This is a genomic window from Streptomyces sp. NPDC127108 (assembly GCF_042677545.1).
Classification (GTDB): domain Bacteria; phylum Actinomycetota; class Actinomycetes; order Streptomycetales; family Streptomycetaceae; genus Streptomyces.
In genome coordinates this window covers 66,289-81,686 of sequence record NZ_JBHXTE010000015.1, presented here as the reverse complement: position 1 = coordinate 81,686, position 15,398 = coordinate 66,289, and the positions used below count along the sequence as shown (strand labels likewise).

The 15,398-nt window shown below is 70.6% G+C and carries 15 protein-coding genes, 2 tRNA genes and 1 pseudogene; 9 read left to right on the top strand and 9 right to left on the bottom strand.

The genetic code is table 11. The features are described 5' to 3' along the window. Positions 1 to 9: 9 nt before the first annotated feature. From ACFVHO_RS14915 to ACFVHO_RS14885, 7 genes are all read right to left on the bottom strand, one after another. Positions 10 to 621 (bottom strand): response regulator, encoded by a 612-nt coding sequence (locus ACFVHO_RS14915; RefSeq protein ID WP_385713581.1) that lies wholly within the window; start codon positions 619 to 621, stop codon positions 10 to 12. Continuing rightward, positions 618 to 1,901, bottom strand: coding sequence for a sensor histidine kinase (locus tag ACFVHO_RS14910; RefSeq protein ID WP_385713579.1), 1,284 nt, complete (start codon positions 1,899 to 1,901; stop codon positions 618 to 620). Before ACFVHO_RS14910 ends, ACFVHO_RS14915 begins: the two co-directional genes overlap by 4 nt. Before the next feature lie 46 nt (positions 1,902 to 1,947). Further along, positions 1,948 to 2,769 carry an ABC transporter permease gene (locus ACFVHO_RS14905; RefSeq protein ID WP_385713578.1) on the bottom strand — a complete coding sequence of 274 codons (822 nt, stop codon included), beginning with the start codon at positions 2,767 to 2,769 and terminating at the stop codon, positions 1,948 to 1,950. Continuing rightward, a complete protein-coding gene (locus tag ACFVHO_RS14900; protein ID WP_385713576.1) occupies positions 2,766 to 3,761 on the bottom strand; it encodes an ABC transporter ATP-binding protein in 996 nt (331 codons plus the stop codon). Before ACFVHO_RS14900 ends, ACFVHO_RS14905 begins: the two co-directional genes overlap by 4 nt. Before the next feature lie 175 nt (positions 3,762 to 3,936). Next, positions 3,937 to 4,012, bottom strand: a tRNA-Gly gene (locus ACFVHO_RS14895). Positions 4,013 to 4,091: 79 nt separating this feature from the next. Further along, positions 4,092 to 4,163, bottom strand: a tRNA-Gly gene (locus ACFVHO_RS14890). 144 nt (positions 4,164 to 4,307) lie between these two features. Further along, complete coding sequence (locus tag ACFVHO_RS14885; protein ID WP_385713574.1) at positions 4,308 to 4,625, bottom strand: Lsr2 family protein; 318 nt, start codon at positions 4,623 to 4,625, stop codon at positions 4,308 to 4,310. A gap of 457 nt (positions 4,626 to 5,082) precedes the next feature. Here ACFVHO_RS14885 and purS point away from each other — a divergent pair, with 457 nt between their 5' ends. From purS to ACFVHO_RS14845, 8 genes are all read left to right on the top strand, one after another. Further along, positions 5,083 to 5,346, top strand: coding sequence for a phosphoribosylformylglycinamidine synthase subunit PurS (gene purS / locus ACFVHO_RS14880; protein WP_030362773.1), 264 nt, complete (start codon positions 5,083 to 5,085; stop codon positions 5,344 to 5,346). A gap of 56 nt (positions 5,347 to 5,402) precedes the next feature. After that, positions 5,403 to 6,080 (top strand): phosphoribosylformylglycinamidine synthase subunit PurQ, encoded by a 678-nt coding sequence (gene purQ / locus ACFVHO_RS14875; RefSeq protein ID WP_385713679.1) that lies wholly within the window; start codon positions 5,403 to 5,405, stop codon positions 6,078 to 6,080. Next, positions 6,077 to 8,326, top strand: coding sequence for a phosphoribosylformylglycinamidine synthase subunit PurL (gene purL, locus ACFVHO_RS14870; protein ID WP_385713572.1), 2,250 nt, complete (start codon positions 6,077 to 6,079; stop codon positions 8,324 to 8,326). The genes purQ and purL overlap by 4 nt, the downstream gene beginning before the upstream one ends. A gap of 107 nt (positions 8,327 to 8,433) precedes the next feature. Beyond that, on the top strand, positions 8,434 to 8,940 hold the full coding sequence (locus ACFVHO_RS14865; RefSeq protein ID WP_385713570.1) for an ArsR/SmtB family transcription factor: 507 nt from the start codon (positions 8,434 to 8,436) through the stop codon (positions 8,938 to 8,940). A 38-nt stretch (positions 8,941 to 8,978) separates the two neighbouring features. Beyond that, positions 8,979 to 9,827, top strand: coding sequence for a M23 family metallopeptidase (locus ACFVHO_RS14860; protein ID WP_385713569.1), 849 nt, complete (start codon positions 8,979 to 8,981; stop codon positions 9,825 to 9,827). A gap of 36 nt (positions 9,828 to 9,863) precedes the next feature. Further along, the gene (locus ACFVHO_RS14855; RefSeq protein WP_385713567.1) at positions 9,864 to 10,595 is read left to right on the top strand and encodes a TetR/AcrR family transcriptional regulator; all 732 of its coding nucleotides are present in this window, start codon (positions 9,864 to 9,866) and stop codon (positions 10,593 to 10,595) included. 9 nt (positions 10,596 to 10,604) lie between these two features. Further along, complete coding sequence (locus ACFVHO_RS14850) at positions 10,605 to 11,441, top strand: sterol carrier family protein (protein ID WP_385713565.1); 837 nt, start codon at positions 10,605 to 10,607, stop codon at positions 11,439 to 11,441. 91 nt (positions 11,442 to 11,532) lie between these two features. Next, positions 11,533 to 12,357 carry an META domain-containing protein gene (locus ACFVHO_RS14845; protein WP_385713563.1) on the top strand — a complete coding sequence of 275 codons (825 nt, stop codon included), beginning with the start codon at positions 11,533 to 11,535 and terminating at the stop codon, positions 12,355 to 12,357. Between the two features lie 96 nt (positions 12,358 to 12,453). Here the strand turns inward: ACFVHO_RS14845 and ACFVHO_RS14840 are convergent. Beyond that, positions 12,454 to 13,555 (bottom strand): annotated as a pseudogene (locus ACFVHO_RS14840) (sulfatase). A gap of 47 nt (positions 13,556 to 13,602) precedes the next feature. Next, positions 13,603 to 13,677: a putative leader peptide gene (locus ACFVHO_RS14835; protein WP_380843595.1), complete on the bottom strand. Its 75-nt coding sequence runs from the start codon at positions 13,675 to 13,677 to the stop codon at positions 13,603 to 13,605. Between the two features lie 186 nt (positions 13,678 to 13,863). On the opposite strand from ACFVHO_RS14835, the gene purF reads away from it, so the two are divergent. Further along, positions 13,864 to 15,390 (top strand): amidophosphoribosyltransferase, encoded by a 1,527-nt coding sequence (gene purF, locus ACFVHO_RS14830; RefSeq protein ID WP_385713561.1) that lies wholly within the window; start codon positions 13,864 to 13,866, stop codon positions 15,388 to 15,390. The last annotated feature ends 8 nt before the right edge of the window (positions 15,391 to 15,398 follow it).

Sequence of the window (15,398 nt, the reverse complement as noted above, 5' to 3'; positions counted from 1 at the left end):
CGAGAGCCACTATACCCAACCTCGCTCCCGCGCGAGACGCACTGCCGCATGCCGGTTCTCCGCACCGATCTTGGTCACCGCCGAGGAGAGGTAGTTGCGGACCGTTCCCTGCGAGAGCGCGGCCCGCTCCGCGATCTCCGACACGGGCGCGCCGTCGGCGGCGAGTTCGAGCACCTCGGCCTCGCGGGCGGTCAGCGGGGAGTCCCCGGCGGAGATCGCGTCGGCGGCCAACTCCTGGTCCACGTAGCGGTTTCCCGCGTGCACGGAGCGGATGATCTCCGCAAGCCGTTGCGCACTGACCGTCTTCGGGACGAACCCGCGCACACCCGCTTCGAGTGCCCGTTTCAGGTGCCCGGGCCGACCGTGACTGGTGACGATCATGGTGCGGCAGTCGGGGAGTTCGTCCCGCAGGAGTGTGGCGACACTCACACCGTCGGTGCCCGGCATCTGCAGATCGAGCACGGCGACGTCCGGCCGGTGGGCCCGCGCCATGGCCAGCGCCTCGGGCCCGGACGCGGCCTCGGCGACGACGACGAGGTCGTCCTCCAGGGCGAGCAGGGCGGCGAGCGCGCCACGGATCAGATGCTCGTCGTCGGCGAGCAGTACGCGTACGGCGGTCATGAGGCCTTGGCCTCCGGGGCGAGCGGGACGGCGTCCGCCGGGTCCTGTGTCCCGTTCGGGCGGCCCGGCTCCGGCAGCGGCACCCGCGCCGTGAGCCGGAAGCGGCCGTCCGCCGACGTGTGTTCCAGCGTGCCGCCCACGGTGGCGAGCCGTTCCCCGAGTCCCCTGAGCCCGGACCCGCCGCTGCCGACGGGGGCCTCGGGCGCCCCGTCGTTCTCGATGGTCAACTCCGTACGTCCTTCCGTCACCGAAACCGTGATGGTGCACGTCTCCGCGTCACCGTGCCGCAGCACGTTGGTGGTGCCCTCGCGCACGACCCACCCGAGCGCCGCCTGCACGGCCGCCGGCAGCCCGACGGGCGCCCCGCTCACCCGGCAGCCGATCCCGGCGGCCTCCAGGACGCCCTGCGCCCCGGCGAGTTCGGCGCCGAGCTCCGCCGCGCGGTAGCCGCGGACGACGTCCCGTATCTCCCGCTGGGTCTCCTGCGCGATCCGCTGCACCTCGACCATCTGGTCCACCGCCTCGGGTCGTCCGCGCCGGGCGAGCTGCACGGCGAGCTCGCTCTTGAGGGCGATGACGGCGAGGTTGCGGCCCATGACGTCGTGCAGGTCGCGGCCGAAGCGCAGGCGTTCCTCGGCGACGGCGAGGCGGCCCTCGGTCTCCCGGGCCCGCTCGGCCTCCCACATCACGGACAGCGTCCAGGCCCCGCAGCGCGAGGTGAGCAGCGAGACCAGGCCGCCGACGGTGATGAGCACGGCCAGGGCGGCCAACAGGCCGCCGCGCGTCCCCACGGCGGCGAAGGCGGCCAGCAGGACGACGATGATGCCCGCGAGATGGAGGAAGAAGCTCCGGATCGACAGGGCGAAGCCCAGCCCCTCCGCGTACGGGGTGATCAGGAACAGCATGCCGATGCCGATCACGTCGCCCTTGACGCCGTCGACGTGCTGGAGCGCGAGGGCGAGGCCGAAGCCGGCGGCGGTGAGGCCGAACATGACGGCCAGGTCGCGGCGCGGGAACGGGGCACGGCCCAGGTAGTGGTCGAGGGCTCGGCGCAGCATGCGGTTGACCTGCACGCACTGGAGCGCGGCCACCACGATCATCGACCAGCCGAGGAGCTGCGCGGTGGTCTCGTGCCGCAGGTTCAGGCCCACCGGCATCACGCACCAGCTGACGAGGAAGATCCACGGCACGGTGTGCCACATGACCATGCTCTGCAGCTCGACCTGCTCGATCTTCCTCAGACCGCGCCAGCCCCGCTGCCAACCCCGGATCCTGCCCACAGCTCCCTGTCCCTTCACCCGCCCGGCAGCCCCCTGACGGGTGCCGCTAGCGCCGCGGCTCCCAGCGGAACCACTTGCGTACAGCAAACACGCCGACCACGATCCAGGCCACCGCGATCGCGAGGGCCCGCAGCGCCTCGCCCGCGTCGAGCTCACCGGTCCAGCCGCCGCGGATCAGCGCGATCACGGGGGACAGCGGCAGCAGTTCGCAGATCCTGGCCAGCTTGTCCGGCATGACTTCCAGCGGCACGGTCGCGCCGGAGCCGATCAGGGAGGCGATAAGGAGCGGCATGACCATCACCTGGGCGCTCTCCACGCTCTGGCTGATGATCGAGGTGGCCGCCGCGAGCAGCGGGAACATCACGAGTCCCAGGAGCAGCCCCAGGGCCACGTAGTGCACGGCGCCGGGGGTGCCCACGTCGAGCATGGCGGCGCACATGCCGATCAGCACGAGGGACTGGACGAGCCCGATGGCGACGGACGGCAGCGCCGCGCCCGCGAGGATCTCGGCGTCCCGCACCTCGCCGGTGCGCAGCCGCTTGAGCACGAGTTCCTCGCGCCGGGCCGCGTACACGGTGACCAGCGCCGAGTACACGGCGAAGAGGAGGGAGAAGGCGATCGCGGACGGCAGCAGGACCGAGCCGACGGAGAGGCCGGTGCCCTTGAGGTCCATCTCCTGGGCCGCCGACTTCATGGTGAAGGGCACCACCAGGGGCACGAAGAGCGCCGCGAACAGTGTGCCCTTGGCGCGGCCGATCAGGGTGAGTTCCGCCCGGGCCAGTGCCAGGAGGCGGCCGGTCGGGGTGGTCGTGGTGGCGCCGCGGGCGGGCCGGGCGGTCCGTGGGGCGACGGTGTCGGTGGGGCTCATCGGACGGTCTCCTTCTGCTGGTTCGCCCGGCGGGAGCCGCCGACCCGACGGACGTCGCCGGTCTCCTCGGCCGTCCGTGTCGCCTCCTGCGCGATCTGCAGGAACGCCTCTTCCAGCGACGCGGCGCGCACGTCGAGCCTGCCCAGCTCGACCCTGGTGGCCTGGGCCCAGGTGAGCAGCGCCGTCGCGACCCGCTGGAGCTGGTCGGTGCGGAGCCGGACGGTGCGGCCCTCCACCTCGTGTCCGGTCACGCCGAGTTCGGCGAGCGGCGGCAGGTCGCCGGGGAAGTACCCCTCGGGCAGCTGGAAGGAGATGCGGGCGGGCTGGGAGGCGACGACCTCGGCGACGGTGCCCGTGGCGGCGATGCGGCCTTCGTGCAGGATCGCGAGGCGGTCGGCGAGGTTCTCGGCCTCTTCCAGGTAGTGCGTGGTGAGGAGCACGGTGGTGCCCCGGTCGCGCAGGGCGCGCACCAACTTCCAGGTCTCGCGGCGGCCTTCGGCGTCGAGCCCGGTGGTGGGCTCGTCCAGGAACAGCACCTCGGGGTCGCCGAGCAGCGCCGTCGCGAGGTCCAGGCGCCGCTTCTCGCCGCCGGAGAGCTGCTTGACCCGTACCTTTCCGCGGCCGGTGAGGCCGACGGATTCGAGGACCTCGGCGGCGGGGCGGGCGCCGCTGGTGCACCCGGCCCACATGCGCAGTGTCTCGTCGACGGTCAGCTCTGAGGGGAAGCCGCCCTCTTGGAGCATCACGCCGATCCGGGGCCGGACCGCGTCCCGCTCGCGGTACGGGTCGTGCCCGAGCACGCGCACGGTCCCGGCGGTGGGCTCGGCGAGGCCTTCGAGGACTTCGACGGTGGAGGTCTTGCCCGCGCCGTTGGTGCCGAGCAGAGCGAACAGCTCCCCGCGACCGGCGGTGAACGAGATCCCCCGGACCGCTTCGAAGCCTCCTGTGTAGCGGCGCCGCAGGCCGGTCACTTCGATCACTTGGTCTGTCATGACTCAAGGCTCGCCCGCTGCCGGGGCGCCGGGCAGTGCGCGTTGTCATCGACTCGCATGACAAATGTCAGACGCGGGGATCAGGCGCGAGGATCACGCGGGGTGCCGGATATGTGGAGGCGGCCGGTCCTGAAACGACGAAGGCCCGGTGTCTGGGACACCGGGCCTTCGTGACTGGAGCGAACGACGAGGTTCGAACTCGCGACCTCAACCTTGGCAAGGTTGCGCTCTACCAACTGAGCTACGTTCGCATTGCCTCCGACCAGCTCTCACTGATCGGCGCGAGCACCAGCTTACCGCACCCGAATGGGTGGTCGGTGAGCGGTGCGGAGCGGGTGACAGGAATTGCACACTGCGCCTTCCCCCTGGAAGGGGGATGTTCTACTACTGAACTACACCCGCACGACTCCTCGGGGTTCGGCCTTTTCGGCCTTGCCCTTCGGCGTGCTCCAGACTCTAGCTGACCAGCGGGGGTGCTGCGCAAGTCGGCTGCGCGAGCACCCCCGCCCCGAGGTCTCCGAGGAGCCCCGACGCCTGCGTCCGGAGTCAGTTGGCGGCCTCGAACGCCTCGTACACCTTCTTCGGGATCCGGCCGCGCGGCGGTACGTCGAGGCGGTGCGAGCGGGCCCAGGCGCGCACGGCCGCCGGGTCGGGGGTCACCGCCGTGTGCCGGTAGACCTTGCCGGACTTCGACTGCTTGCGGGCCGCCTCCAGGTAGGGGGCGAGCACCTTGCGGAGTTTCTCGGCATTGGTTTGGTTGAGGTCGATCTCGTACGACTTCCCGTCCAGACCGAAGGCGACCGTTTCCGCCGCTTCTGAGCCGTCGATGTCGTCAAAGAGAGTGACCACGACACGCTGCGCCACGAATATCGGTCCTTTCGTGCGGCGTCACCGCATTGACGTGCAGCGATGTGCGGTGATGCCGACTGTCCGGCAGTTTTGGGACAAAGTATCGGCTATTGCCAATTCCTTTGTACAGTGCCTGGCATTGAATAGTGAAGCCATGGAAAACCGACCGCGTGTTCCGGTGGCGTGTCCGGGAGAATACGGGCAGGCCGGGCGCTTCCCCAGCAGGGTGGGTGCGGCGGGGTGGTGGGCGCAATGGCGAGCTGTGATCTTTTCCAGGATTTTTCGCGTACGTGTCCTGCTCGACGCCGTGCCGACCCCTGAGAAGTGACTGCGGTCACGTATGTTGCTACGAATCTACGCGGGTAGAAATTTTGTGCGGGTAGTCTGAAGGAACCTGCTCGGCGGCCCGCTCGGCGCCAGGTGAGCAGTACCCCGCAAGCAGCAGCGCAAGCACCACACACCGGGAGTGCCAGTGGCACGCGTCGTAGTCGACGTCATGCTCAAGCCGGAGATCCTCGACCCCCAGGGACAGGCGGTGCAGCGTGCACTGCCGCGCCTCGGATTCCAGGGCATCTCCGACGTACGTCAAGGAAAGCGCTTCGAACTCGAGGTGGACGGGCCCGTCGACGACGCCGCCCTCGCCCGTATCCACGAGATGGCGGAAACCTTCCTCGCCAACACCGTGATCGAGGACTTCGTCGTAAAGGTCGAAGAGCCGGCGGTGGAGGCGAAGTGACCTCCCTCCCGTCACCCGCCACCACCCTCAACGGGGGCCCTGCGGGCCGCTGGAATATTCGTGTCGGAGTCGTCACTTTCCCTGGAACGCTCGACGACCGGGACACGCAGCGCGCCGTCCGCGTCGCCGGTGCCGAGGCCGTGCCGCTGTGGCACCGCGACAAGGACCTGAAGCAGGTCGACGCCGTGGTCCTTCCGGGCGGTTTCAGTTACGGCGACTATCTGCGGGCCGGCGCCATCTCGCGTTTCTCGCCCGTCATGGAGTCGGTCATCGAGCAGGCCAAGGCCGGAATGCCGGTCCTCGGGATCTGCAACGGCTTCCAGGTCCTCACCGAGACCCACCTGCTGCCCGGCGCGATGCTGCGCAACAACCACCTGCACTTCATCTGCCGTGACCAGAAGCTGCGCGTGGAGACCAACTCGACTGCCTGGACCGCCGATTACGAGGCGGGCCAGGAGATCTCGATCCCGCTGAAGAACATCGACGGACGCTACGTCGCCGACGAGCGCACCCTCGACATGCTGGAGGCGGAGGGCCGCGTCGCCTTCCGGTACCTGGACATGAACCCGAACGGCTCGCTGCGCGACATCGCGGGCATCACGAACGAGGCGGGCAACGTCGTCGGCCTCATGCCGCACCCCGAGCACGCGGTCGAGCCGCTGATCGGGACCGGCCGCACGGACGGTCTGGGATTCTTCACCTCGATCCTGAAGAAGCTGGTGGACGCCCGATGACCCTGGACACCGTCAAGCACGCGGCGGAGACCCCCGAGTCCGCGCAGCCCTGGAAGGAGCTCGGCCTCAAGGAGGACGAGTACACCCGGATCCGGGAGATCCTCGGCCGCCGCCCGACCGGCGCCGAGCTCGCCATGTACTCCGTCATGTGGTCCGAGCACTGCTCGTACAAGAGCAGCAAGGTGCACCTGAAGCAGTTCGGCGAGAAGGTCCCCGAGAACGACGCGATGCTCGTCGGGATCGGCGAGAACGCGGGCGTCGTCGACGTCGGCCAGGGCTACGCGGTCACCTTCAAGGTCGAGTCGCACAACCACCCGTCGTACATCGAGCCCTACCAGGGCGCGGCCACCGGCGTCGGCGGCATCGTGCGCGACATCCTCGCGATGGGCGCGCGCCCGGTCGCGGTCGTGGACCCGCTGCGCTTCGGCGCCGCCGACCACCCCGACACCAAGCGCGTCCTGCCGGGCGTCGTCGCGGGCATCGGCGGCTACGGCAACTGCCTGGGTCTGCCCAACATCGGCGGCGAGGTCGTCTTCGACTCCTGCTACCAGGGCAACCCGCTGGTCAACGCGGGCTGCATCGGCGTCATGAAGCACGAGGACATCCACCTCGCGAAGGCGTCGGGCACCGGCAACAAGGTCATCCTGTACGGGGCCCGCACGGGCGGCGACGGCATCGGCGGCGTGTCCGTCCTGGCGTCGGAGACCTTCGAGTCCACCGGACCGGCCAAGCGTCCCGCCGTCCAGGTCGGCGACCCCTTCCAGGAGAAGCTCCTCATCGAGTGCACCCTGGAGATCTTCGGCGAGAAGCTGGTCGCGGGCATCCAGGACCTCGGCGGCGCGGGTCTGTCCTGCGCCACCAGCGAGCTGGCGTCGGCCGGTTCGGGCGGCATGCGCGTGGAGCTGGACACGGTTCCGCTGCGCGACTCATCGCTCTCGCCCGAGGAGATCCTCATGAGCGAGTCGCAGGAGCGCATGTGCGCGGTCGTCGAGCCCGACAAGGTCGACCGCTTCATGGAGATCTGCGAGAAGTGGGACGTCATCGCGACCGTCATCGGTGAGGTGACGGAGGGCGAGCGCCTGGAGATCTTCTGGCACGGCGAGCAGATCGTCGACGTACCGCCGCGCACGGTCGCCCACGAGGGCCCCGTCTACCACCGCCCCTACGAGCGCCCGTCCTGGCAGGACGCGCTCCAGGCGGACGACGCGAACAAGCTGGCGCGCCCGGCGAACGCGGCGGAGCTGCGCGAGCAGATCCTCAAGCTGGTCGCCTCCCCGAACCAGGCCTCCAAGGCGTGGATCACCGACCAGTACGACCGCTTCGTCCAGGGCAACACGATCCTCGCGCAGCCCGAGGACGCGGGCATGGTCCGCGTCGACGAGGAGTCCAACCTGGGCGTCGCGATGGCGACGGACGGCAACGGCCGGTACGCGAAGCTCGACCCGTACGCGGGCGCCCAGCTCGCGCTCGCCGAGTCGTACCGCAACGTCGCCGCCTCCGGCGCCAAGCCGCTCGCGATCTCCAACTGCCTGAACTTCGGCTCCCCCGAGGACCCGGACGTGATGTGGCAGTTCGCGGAGGCCACCCGCGGCCTCGCCGACGGCTGTCTGCAGCTCGGCACCCCGGTGACCGGCGGCAACGTCTCCCTCTACAACCAGACCGGTGAGACGGCGATCCACCCGACCCCGGTCGTGGCCGTGCTCGGCGTCATCGACGACGTCACGCGCCGCACGCCGATCGCCTTCAAGGAAGAGGGCCAGCTCCTCTACCTGCTCGGCGAGACCCACGAGGAGTTCGGCGGCTCGGCCTGGTCCCAGGTCGTGCACGACCACCTCGGCGGCCTGCCGCCCAAGGTCGACCTGGAGCGGGAGCGGCTGCTCGGCGAGATCCTGATCTCCGCCTCGCGCGACGGCATGATCGACGCCGCGCACGACCTGTCCGACGGCGGTCTGATCCAGGCGGTCGTGGAGTCCTGCCTGCGCGGCGGCACCGGCGCGCGCCTGGTGGTGCCGGACGGCCTGGACGCCTTCACCTTCCTCCTCTCCGAGTCCGCGGGGCGTGCCGTCGTGTCCGTGCCGCGCAGCGAGGAGCTGCGGTTCACCGACATGTGCGGGGCGCGGGGTCTGCCCGTCACGCGCGTCGGTGTGGTCGACGGGGACGCCGTCGACGTGCAGGGCGAGTTCACGCTGCCGCTGAGCGAGCTGCGTGCGGCGCACGAGGAGACGGTGCCTGGGCTCTTCGCCTGATCCGTCGCTCCTTCGAAGCCCCCGTTCGGACCTGGTCCGGGCGGGGGCTTCGGCGTTTCCGGGGCCTGAGGTTGCGCGGAATTACGTAACTACGTAATCTCAAGATCATGGATCTGGAAGAGCGCGTCGCCGATCTTGAGCGGCGCATGGCGGAGCTGGAGAGCGCGGGCCCGGCCGCGCCTCCCGTGGGCGAGGGCGACTTCTGGGCCCTCGACGCGCTGAAGGCCCGGCATCCGGTGACCGACGACGCGGACGGCGCCGTCCTGTTCACCGGAGCGGTGCGCGTGCCGACGGGACATCGGTACGAGTGGCAGTACGGCCAGCTCACCGAGACGGTCTTCGAGGGCGACTGGTCCGAGCTTGCCGACTCCTTCGCCGCGCTCGGCAATCCCGTACGGCTCCGGCTGCTTCGGGAGATCCTCGGCGGTCTGCGCACCGCCGCCGAGCTGGCCGCGCTCGAGGACATCGGGACGACCGGCCAGATCTATCACCACCTGCGCCAACTGACCGGCGCGGGCTGGCTGCACAGCGCGGAGCGCGGCCGCTACGAAGTGCCCGCGGGGCGGGTCGTGCCGCTCCTGGTGGTGCTCACCGCCGCGCGCCCCGTGACCTGACCGTTCTCAGTTTTCCGCTTTCCGTACGAGGGGGACTCGTGTCCGTACGTCAACGCAGGCTCGCCGCGCTGGTCAAGCGTGTGCTGTGGCTGATCTTCTTCGTCCAGGCCGTCGCCGGGTTCTTCGTGGACCTGCCGTACAACTACTGGCTGGGCTGGCTGCCCGCGCTCGGTGCGATGGCCATCAGTCTGACGACCGCCCGCTCCGTCCGGCAGGAGATCGCGACGGACCCGCCCGCGCCCGTCGAGGTCGAGCCCCCGGTCACCGGCCGCTGGTCCGCCCTCAACAGCCCCGCCGACAAGGTGCCGAGCCACGGCACGCACAGCCTCGGCCAGACCTACGCCATCGACATCACGGCCGAGCCGGAGGACCCGGAGCGCGGTCGGCCGGGCCCGGTCTGGTTCTGGCCCGTCGCCCGGCGCAACCAGGACTACCCCGCCTTCGGGGCGCCGCTGCACGCGGCGGGCGACGCCACCGTCGTGCACGCGGAGGACGGCCAGCGTGACCACCTCAGCCGCAGCTCCCTCGCCGGGGTCCTGTACTTCTGGCTGATCGAGGGCATCGGCCGGAGCGTCGGCGGCACCCGCCGCATCGTCGGCAACCACGTCGTCCTCGACCTCGGGGAGGGGACGTACGCCGTGTACGCGCACGTCCGGAAGGGCTCGCTGGAGGTCCGCACCGGCGACAAGGTCCTCGCCGGTCAGGTGCTCGGCCAGTGCGGCAACTCCGGCAACTCCACCGAACCGCACGTCCACTTCCAGCTGATGGACGGCCCGGACCTGGACACGGCCAGGGGCGTGCCCTTCCGGTGGCGGGGGGTCGGGGTGCCCGCCAACCGGGAGGTGTTCACGGTCGAGGCCACTGAGGTGTACTCGGTCCAGAGTTAATCCAAGATTAAAATTCATCCTGGTATAGTCCGCCGCATGGCCGCACGAGAAGCCGCATCCGCATCCGCGTCCGGGCCCACGCCCGCGTCCGCGTCCACGCCCGCGGACGAGCCCGGGGCCCGGGCCCCGGGCCCCCGTCAGCCGGGGCTGCGGGAGCGCAAGAAGCGGCAGACCGCCGCGCGGATCTGGCAGGCCGCGGTGGAGCTGTTCGTCGAGCGGGGCTTCGACAAGGTGTCCGTCGCCGAGATCGCGGCCGCCGCCGACGTCTCGAAGATGACCGTCTTCAACTACTTCGGCACGAAGGAGGACCTGCTCCTCAGCCCCATGGAGGAGCACGTCGCCGACGCCGCCGAAGCCGTGCGCGCCCGCGCCCCCGGCGAGTCCGCCGCCGAGGCCCTGCGCCGTCAGCTGCTCGACCTGATCGAGGCCAGGGACCCGTCCGTCGGCCTGGGCGACAGCGCCCGCACGCTCCAGGTGCTTCGCCTGATCACCGAGACGCCGGTGCTCCTGCACCGTGCGCACTCCTTCCACCTGCGCCGGCAGGACCTCCTCGCCGACGTCCTCGCGGCGGAGACCGGCGACGCGGTCCTCGCGGAGGTCGCCGCGGCCCAACTGATCGGCGTACGCAACGCGGTGTTCGCCGAGGTGCACCGCCGCCGCGTCGCCGACGTCCCCCTCGACCAGGTCGCCGCCGACGCCGCGCGCCTGGCGAGGGACGCCTTCGCCCTGGTGGAAAAGGGACTCAGCGGCTACGCGGTCAAGGCTTAGGCTCCCCCCATGCCACCGGCCAAGAAGCGCACCCGCAGCTACGACCCGACCAAGATCCGCACCGCCGTGCTCGCCCAGTTCACCACGGTGCGCACGGCCGTCGCGGGCCTGACCCCGGAGCAACTGGCCGCGCCCACCCGGCTCGGGGACTGGACCGTGCGCGAACTGGCCGCCCACCTCACGATGGTGCTCGGCTCCGTGGCCCGCTATCTGGACGCGCCCGAGCCCGAGAAGCTCGAAGTGCCGCTCCAGGACTGGCCGTTCCGCACGTCCTCGGCGGCGGGCCAGGTCGACGAGGACGTGCACGCGATCGTCGACGCGGGCACCGACCTGGACGCCCTGTTCGCGCACGCCGTCGACCGGCTGGCCAAGACCCTCCCCGGCGCCGCCGACACCCGCCTCGTCCCCTCCCTTCCCCAAGCTCTCGACTGCGCTCGAGCAGGGGAGACCCCAACCGGCGGCATGACCCTCGCCGACTTCATGGTCACCCGCACCGTCGAACTGGTCGTCCACACCGACGACTTGAACGACGCGCTGCCGGGCCTGAACGTGTCGTACGACCGCCAGGCCCTGGCCGCCTGCACCCGCCTCCTCCTCGACGCCCTGGCCACGAAGGCCCCCGGCGGCTCGGTGGAGGTCCGCGTCCCGCCGTACGCGGTGGTCCAGTGCGTCGAGGGCCCCCGGCACACCCGCGGCACCCCGCCGAACGTCGTCGAGACCGACCCGCTGACCTGGATCAGGCTCGCCACGGGCCGGACGACGTGGGCGGCGGCCCGCGAGGCGGCACAGGTCAGCGCGAGCGGTGAACGGGCCGATCTGGGCGGGCTGCTGCCGATCATGTCGTGACGGGTGGGGCCCGAGTGCCGTGACCACCGGCGGGACCCGGAGGGAACCGGACCCGGAGCCGCCCCGTCACAATGACATGTACAAGCAGCGTGTGACCCAGACCCTCACCGTCCTCGCCGCCGCCGGGCTGCTCGCGGCCTGCGGCTCTGAGTCCGACTCCGGCGACGGCGGTTCCGACAAGGCCGGACCGGGCAACTCCGGCTCCGGCAAGGGCGGCGGCTCGGAATCGTCCCTGACCGGAGTCCGCTGGAACGTCGACAGCCTCACGGTCGACGGCAAGAAGAAGGCGGCCCCGAACGGCGCCTATGTGAAGTTCGGCGGCAAGGGCACCGCCGCCGGCAACTTCGGCTGCAACGGCTACGGCGCCAAGGCGTCCGTCAAGGGCGACACCGTCCACTTCGAACCCGGGCAGCACACCGAGATGGCCTGCGACGCGCTCGACTTCGAGAAGAGCCTCGCCCGCGCCATGGACGGAAAGCTCAAGGCCCAGGTGGACGACGAACGCCTGACGCTCACCACCGCCGACGGCGACCGCATCGCCTTCAGTGCCGAGGCCGGGGCGCCGCTGAAGGGCACCGAGTGGACGGTGACCTCCGTCGGCACCGGAGACTCCACGACCTCCCTGCCCAAGGACCTGAACGACAAGATCAAGCTCACCTTCACCAAGGACGGCGCGGTCCGCGGCAACCTCGGCTGCAACGACGTCACCGCGAACGCGTCCGCCTCCGACGGCAAGATAGAACTGGGCCAGCCCCGGGCCACCCGCAAGATGTGCCCCGGCGACGTCATGCCGACCGAGCGCGCCCTCCTGAAGCTCTTCGACGGCAAGGTCTCCTACAAGCTGGACCACCGCACCCTCACCCTCACCGCACCCGACGGCAAGACGACGGTGAAGGCCCAGGCCCCGGCGGCCTGACCCGAAACGGCGTCACGCGGCCGACCGACGTCATGCGGCCGGATGCGGTCGGCGTCACGCGGCCGACCGACGTCATGCGGCCGGATGCGGTCGGCGTCACGCGGCCGGATAGGGCAGCAAGCCCGCCGCCGTCCGCTCCCACGCCGTCCGCAGCTCCTTCAGGAGGCCCGGCTCCCGCCCGCTCAGATCAGCCTGTTCGCGCTGGTCACGGCCCAGGTGGAAGAGCTGGTCGCGGCCGCTCCTGCCGCGGTGGTACTTCCAGTGGCCGCGCCGCAGCGCCCGCTCGCCGCGCACCCGCCAGAACAGGTCCCGCTCGGGCACCTCGCGCCCGCGCAGGAGATGCCCGGCGAGGCTCGTGCCGTCGAGCGGGTACGCCGGGTCGGGCCGGGCCCCGGCCAGTTCGAGGAGCGTCGCCGTCCAGTCCGGCGTGTACACCGGCTCGTCGCTGACCTGCCCGCCGTCCAGGCGGGCGGGCCAGCGCAGGACCGTCGGCACCCGGATGCCGCCTTCGAGCAGCGACCCCTTGTTGCCCGACAGGGGCCAGTTGTACGAGAAGCGCTCGCCGCCGTGTCGCCGTCGGCGATCCAGGGCCAGTGCGGGGTGGTGAAGTTCAGGTTGAGCAGCCACGGCCGGTCGTGCTCGCGCGCCACGTACGCGCTCGCCCTCTCGGTGAGGATCCGCGTGTAGTAGCGCAGGTCCTTGTACGTGGCGTCGCCCTCGCGCACCGCGCCCTCGTACAGGTCGTACTCGCCCCCGCCGCCGAGCTTCGAGTAGTACTCCAGAGCCCCGCCGAAGTTCCCGAAGAACTCGTCCGGCCGGGGAAGCGCCCGGTGTAGAGGCTGAAGCGGGTCGGGGAGCAGGTCGCGGAGCCGGAGTAGGCGTTGGTGAAGCGGACGCCCTGGCGGGCCAGGCGGTCCAGGTGCGGGGTCTTGATGTGCGGCGACCCGTAGGACGACAGGTCGGCCCAGCCGAGGTCGTCACCGAGGACGAAGAGGATGTTGGGCCGCTTGGAGTGCCGCCCGGGGGCGGCGGCGAAGGGCCGCTCGGCGGTCGTGGGGGCGTCGGCGCGGGCCGCGTCGGCACCGACGCCGACGGCGGCCGCGGCCCCCGCCACCCCACCGGCGAAGGCCCGCCGGGACAGCCGCGAAGTCGCGGCAGGACCCGACGAACGGGATGAATCGGACTCGTACGAAGACACGAAGCACTCCTGAACAGGACAGGCGGGGAAGAGCGGGAGAAGAGAGTTCAGGCCGTGCGCGGACAGAGGGCGCTTGCTACCCGGACCAGGTCGACGTGGCGGCGCTCCACAAGGAACTGCATGAATCAGGAGCCTCAGCCAGTGGGCGAAATCCCGTCAATGCCTTGTCGCCGCTGTTCACGAGGCCTTCGTACGATCGCAGCAATGGGCGCCCGGGAAGCCGCCCGCGCCAGGAGCGCGCTTACGTTCCGTACAGGCTCCGTATCCCCAATTCGGACCAGTGGTCGATCTCGCCTACACTCGGTGGCGTGCCACGTGGTGACGGTCGACTCAATCACGATCTGCTCCCCGGCGAGAAAGGCCCCCAGGACGCTTGTGGCGTCTTCGGTGTCTGGGCTCCGGGTGAAGAGGTCGCAAAGCTCACGTACTTCGGGCTCTACGCCCTCCAGCATCGGGGCCAGGAATCCGCGGGAATCGCGGTCAGCAACGGCTCCCAGATCCTCGTCTTCAAGGACATGGGGCTCGTATCCCAGGTCTTCGACGAGACCTCCCTCAGTTCTCTCCAAGGACACATCGCGGTCGGTCACGCCCGCTACTCCACCACTGGAGCGTCCGTCTGGGAGAACGCCCAGCCCACCTTCCGCGCCACGGCCCACGGCTCCATCGCCCTCGGCCACAACGGCAACCTGGTCAACACGGCGCAGCTCGCCGAGATGGTCGCCGACCTGCCCAAGCAGGAGGGCCGCACCACGCGCGTGGCGGCCACCAACGACACCGACCTGCTCACGGCCCTGCTCGCCGCCCAGACGGACGCCGACGGCAAGCCGCTGACCATAGAGGAAGCCGCCGGCGTGGTGCTTCCCCAGGTCCAGGGCGCCTTCAGCCTCGTCTTCATGGACGAGCACACGCTGTACGCGGGACGCGACCCGCAGGGCATCCGCCCGCTCGTCCTCGGCCGCCTCGAGCGCGGCTGGGTGGTGGCCTCCGAGAGCGCCGCCCTCGACATCTGCGGCGCCGCCTACGTCCGCGAGATCGAGCCGGGCGAGTTCATCGCCATCGACGAGAACGGCCTGCGAACGTCCCGATTCGCTGAAGCGAAGCCCAAGGGCTGTGTCTTCGAGTACGTCTATCTGGCGCGCCCCGACACCGACATCGCGGGCCGCAACGTCTATCTCTCGCGCGTCGAGATGGGCCGCAAGCTCGCCAAGGAAGCCCCGGCCGACGCCGACCTGGTGATAGCGACCCCGGAGTCCGGCACGCCCGCCGCCATCGGCTACGCGGAAGCCTCCGGGATCCCCTTCGGCGCCGGACTGGTCAAGAACGCCTACGTCGGCCGGACCTTCATCCAGCCCTCCCAGACCATCCGCCAGCTCGGCATCAGGCTGAAGCTGAACCCCCTCAAGGAAGTCATCAAGGGCAAGCGCCTGGTGGTCGTCGACGACTCGATCGTCCGCGGCAACACCCAGCGCGCCCTGGTCAAGATGCTCCGCGAGGCCGGCGCCGCCGAGGTCCACATCCGGATCTCCTCGCCGCCCGTGAAGTGGCCGTGCTTCTTCGGCATCGACTTCGCCACCCGCGCCGAGCTGATCGCCAACGGCATGAGCATCGAGGAGATCGGCACCTCGCTCGGCGCCGACTCGCTCTCCTACATCTCCATCGACGGCATGATCGAGGCCACCACCATCGACAAGCCGAACCTCTGCCGCGCCTGCTTCGACGGCGAGTACCCGATGGATCTGCCCGACCCGGAACTCCTCGGCAAGCAGCTCCTGGAGACGGAGCTGGCAGCCGGTCCGGCGGCCACGGCAGCGGCCGACGCGATCCGTCGCCCCTGAGCCCCGTC

What these genes read in the sequence shown, in the direction of transcription:
- ACFVHO_RS14915 (WP_385713581.1), bottom strand. Translation starts at nt 621, where the DNA reads ATGACCGCCGTACGCGTACTGCTCGCCGACGACGAGCATCTGATCCGT.
- ACFVHO_RS14855 (WP_385713567.1), top strand. Translation starts at nt 9,864, where the DNA reads ATGGCCGCACGAGAAGCCGCATCCGCATCCGCGTCCGGGCCCACGCCC.
- ACFVHO_RS14900 (WP_385713576.1), bottom strand. Translation starts at nt 3,761, where the DNA reads ATGACAGACCAAGTGATCGAAGTGACCGGCCTGCGGCGCCGCTACACA.
- purL (WP_385713572.1), top strand. Translation starts at nt 6,077, where the DNA reads ATGACCCTGGACACCGTCAAGCACGCGGCGGAGACCCCCGAGTCCGCG.
- ACFVHO_RS14850 (WP_385713565.1), top strand. Translation starts at nt 10,605, where the DNA reads ATGCCACCGGCCAAGAAGCGCACCCGCAGCTACGACCCGACCAAGATC.
- ACFVHO_RS14865 (WP_385713570.1), top strand. Translation starts at nt 8,434, where the DNA reads ATGGATCTGGAAGAGCGCGTCGCCGATCTTGAGCGGCGCATGGCGGAG.
- ACFVHO_RS14905 (WP_385713578.1), bottom strand. Translation starts at nt 2,769, where the DNA reads ATGAGCCCCACCGACACCGTCGCCCCACGGACCGCCCGGCCCGCCCGC.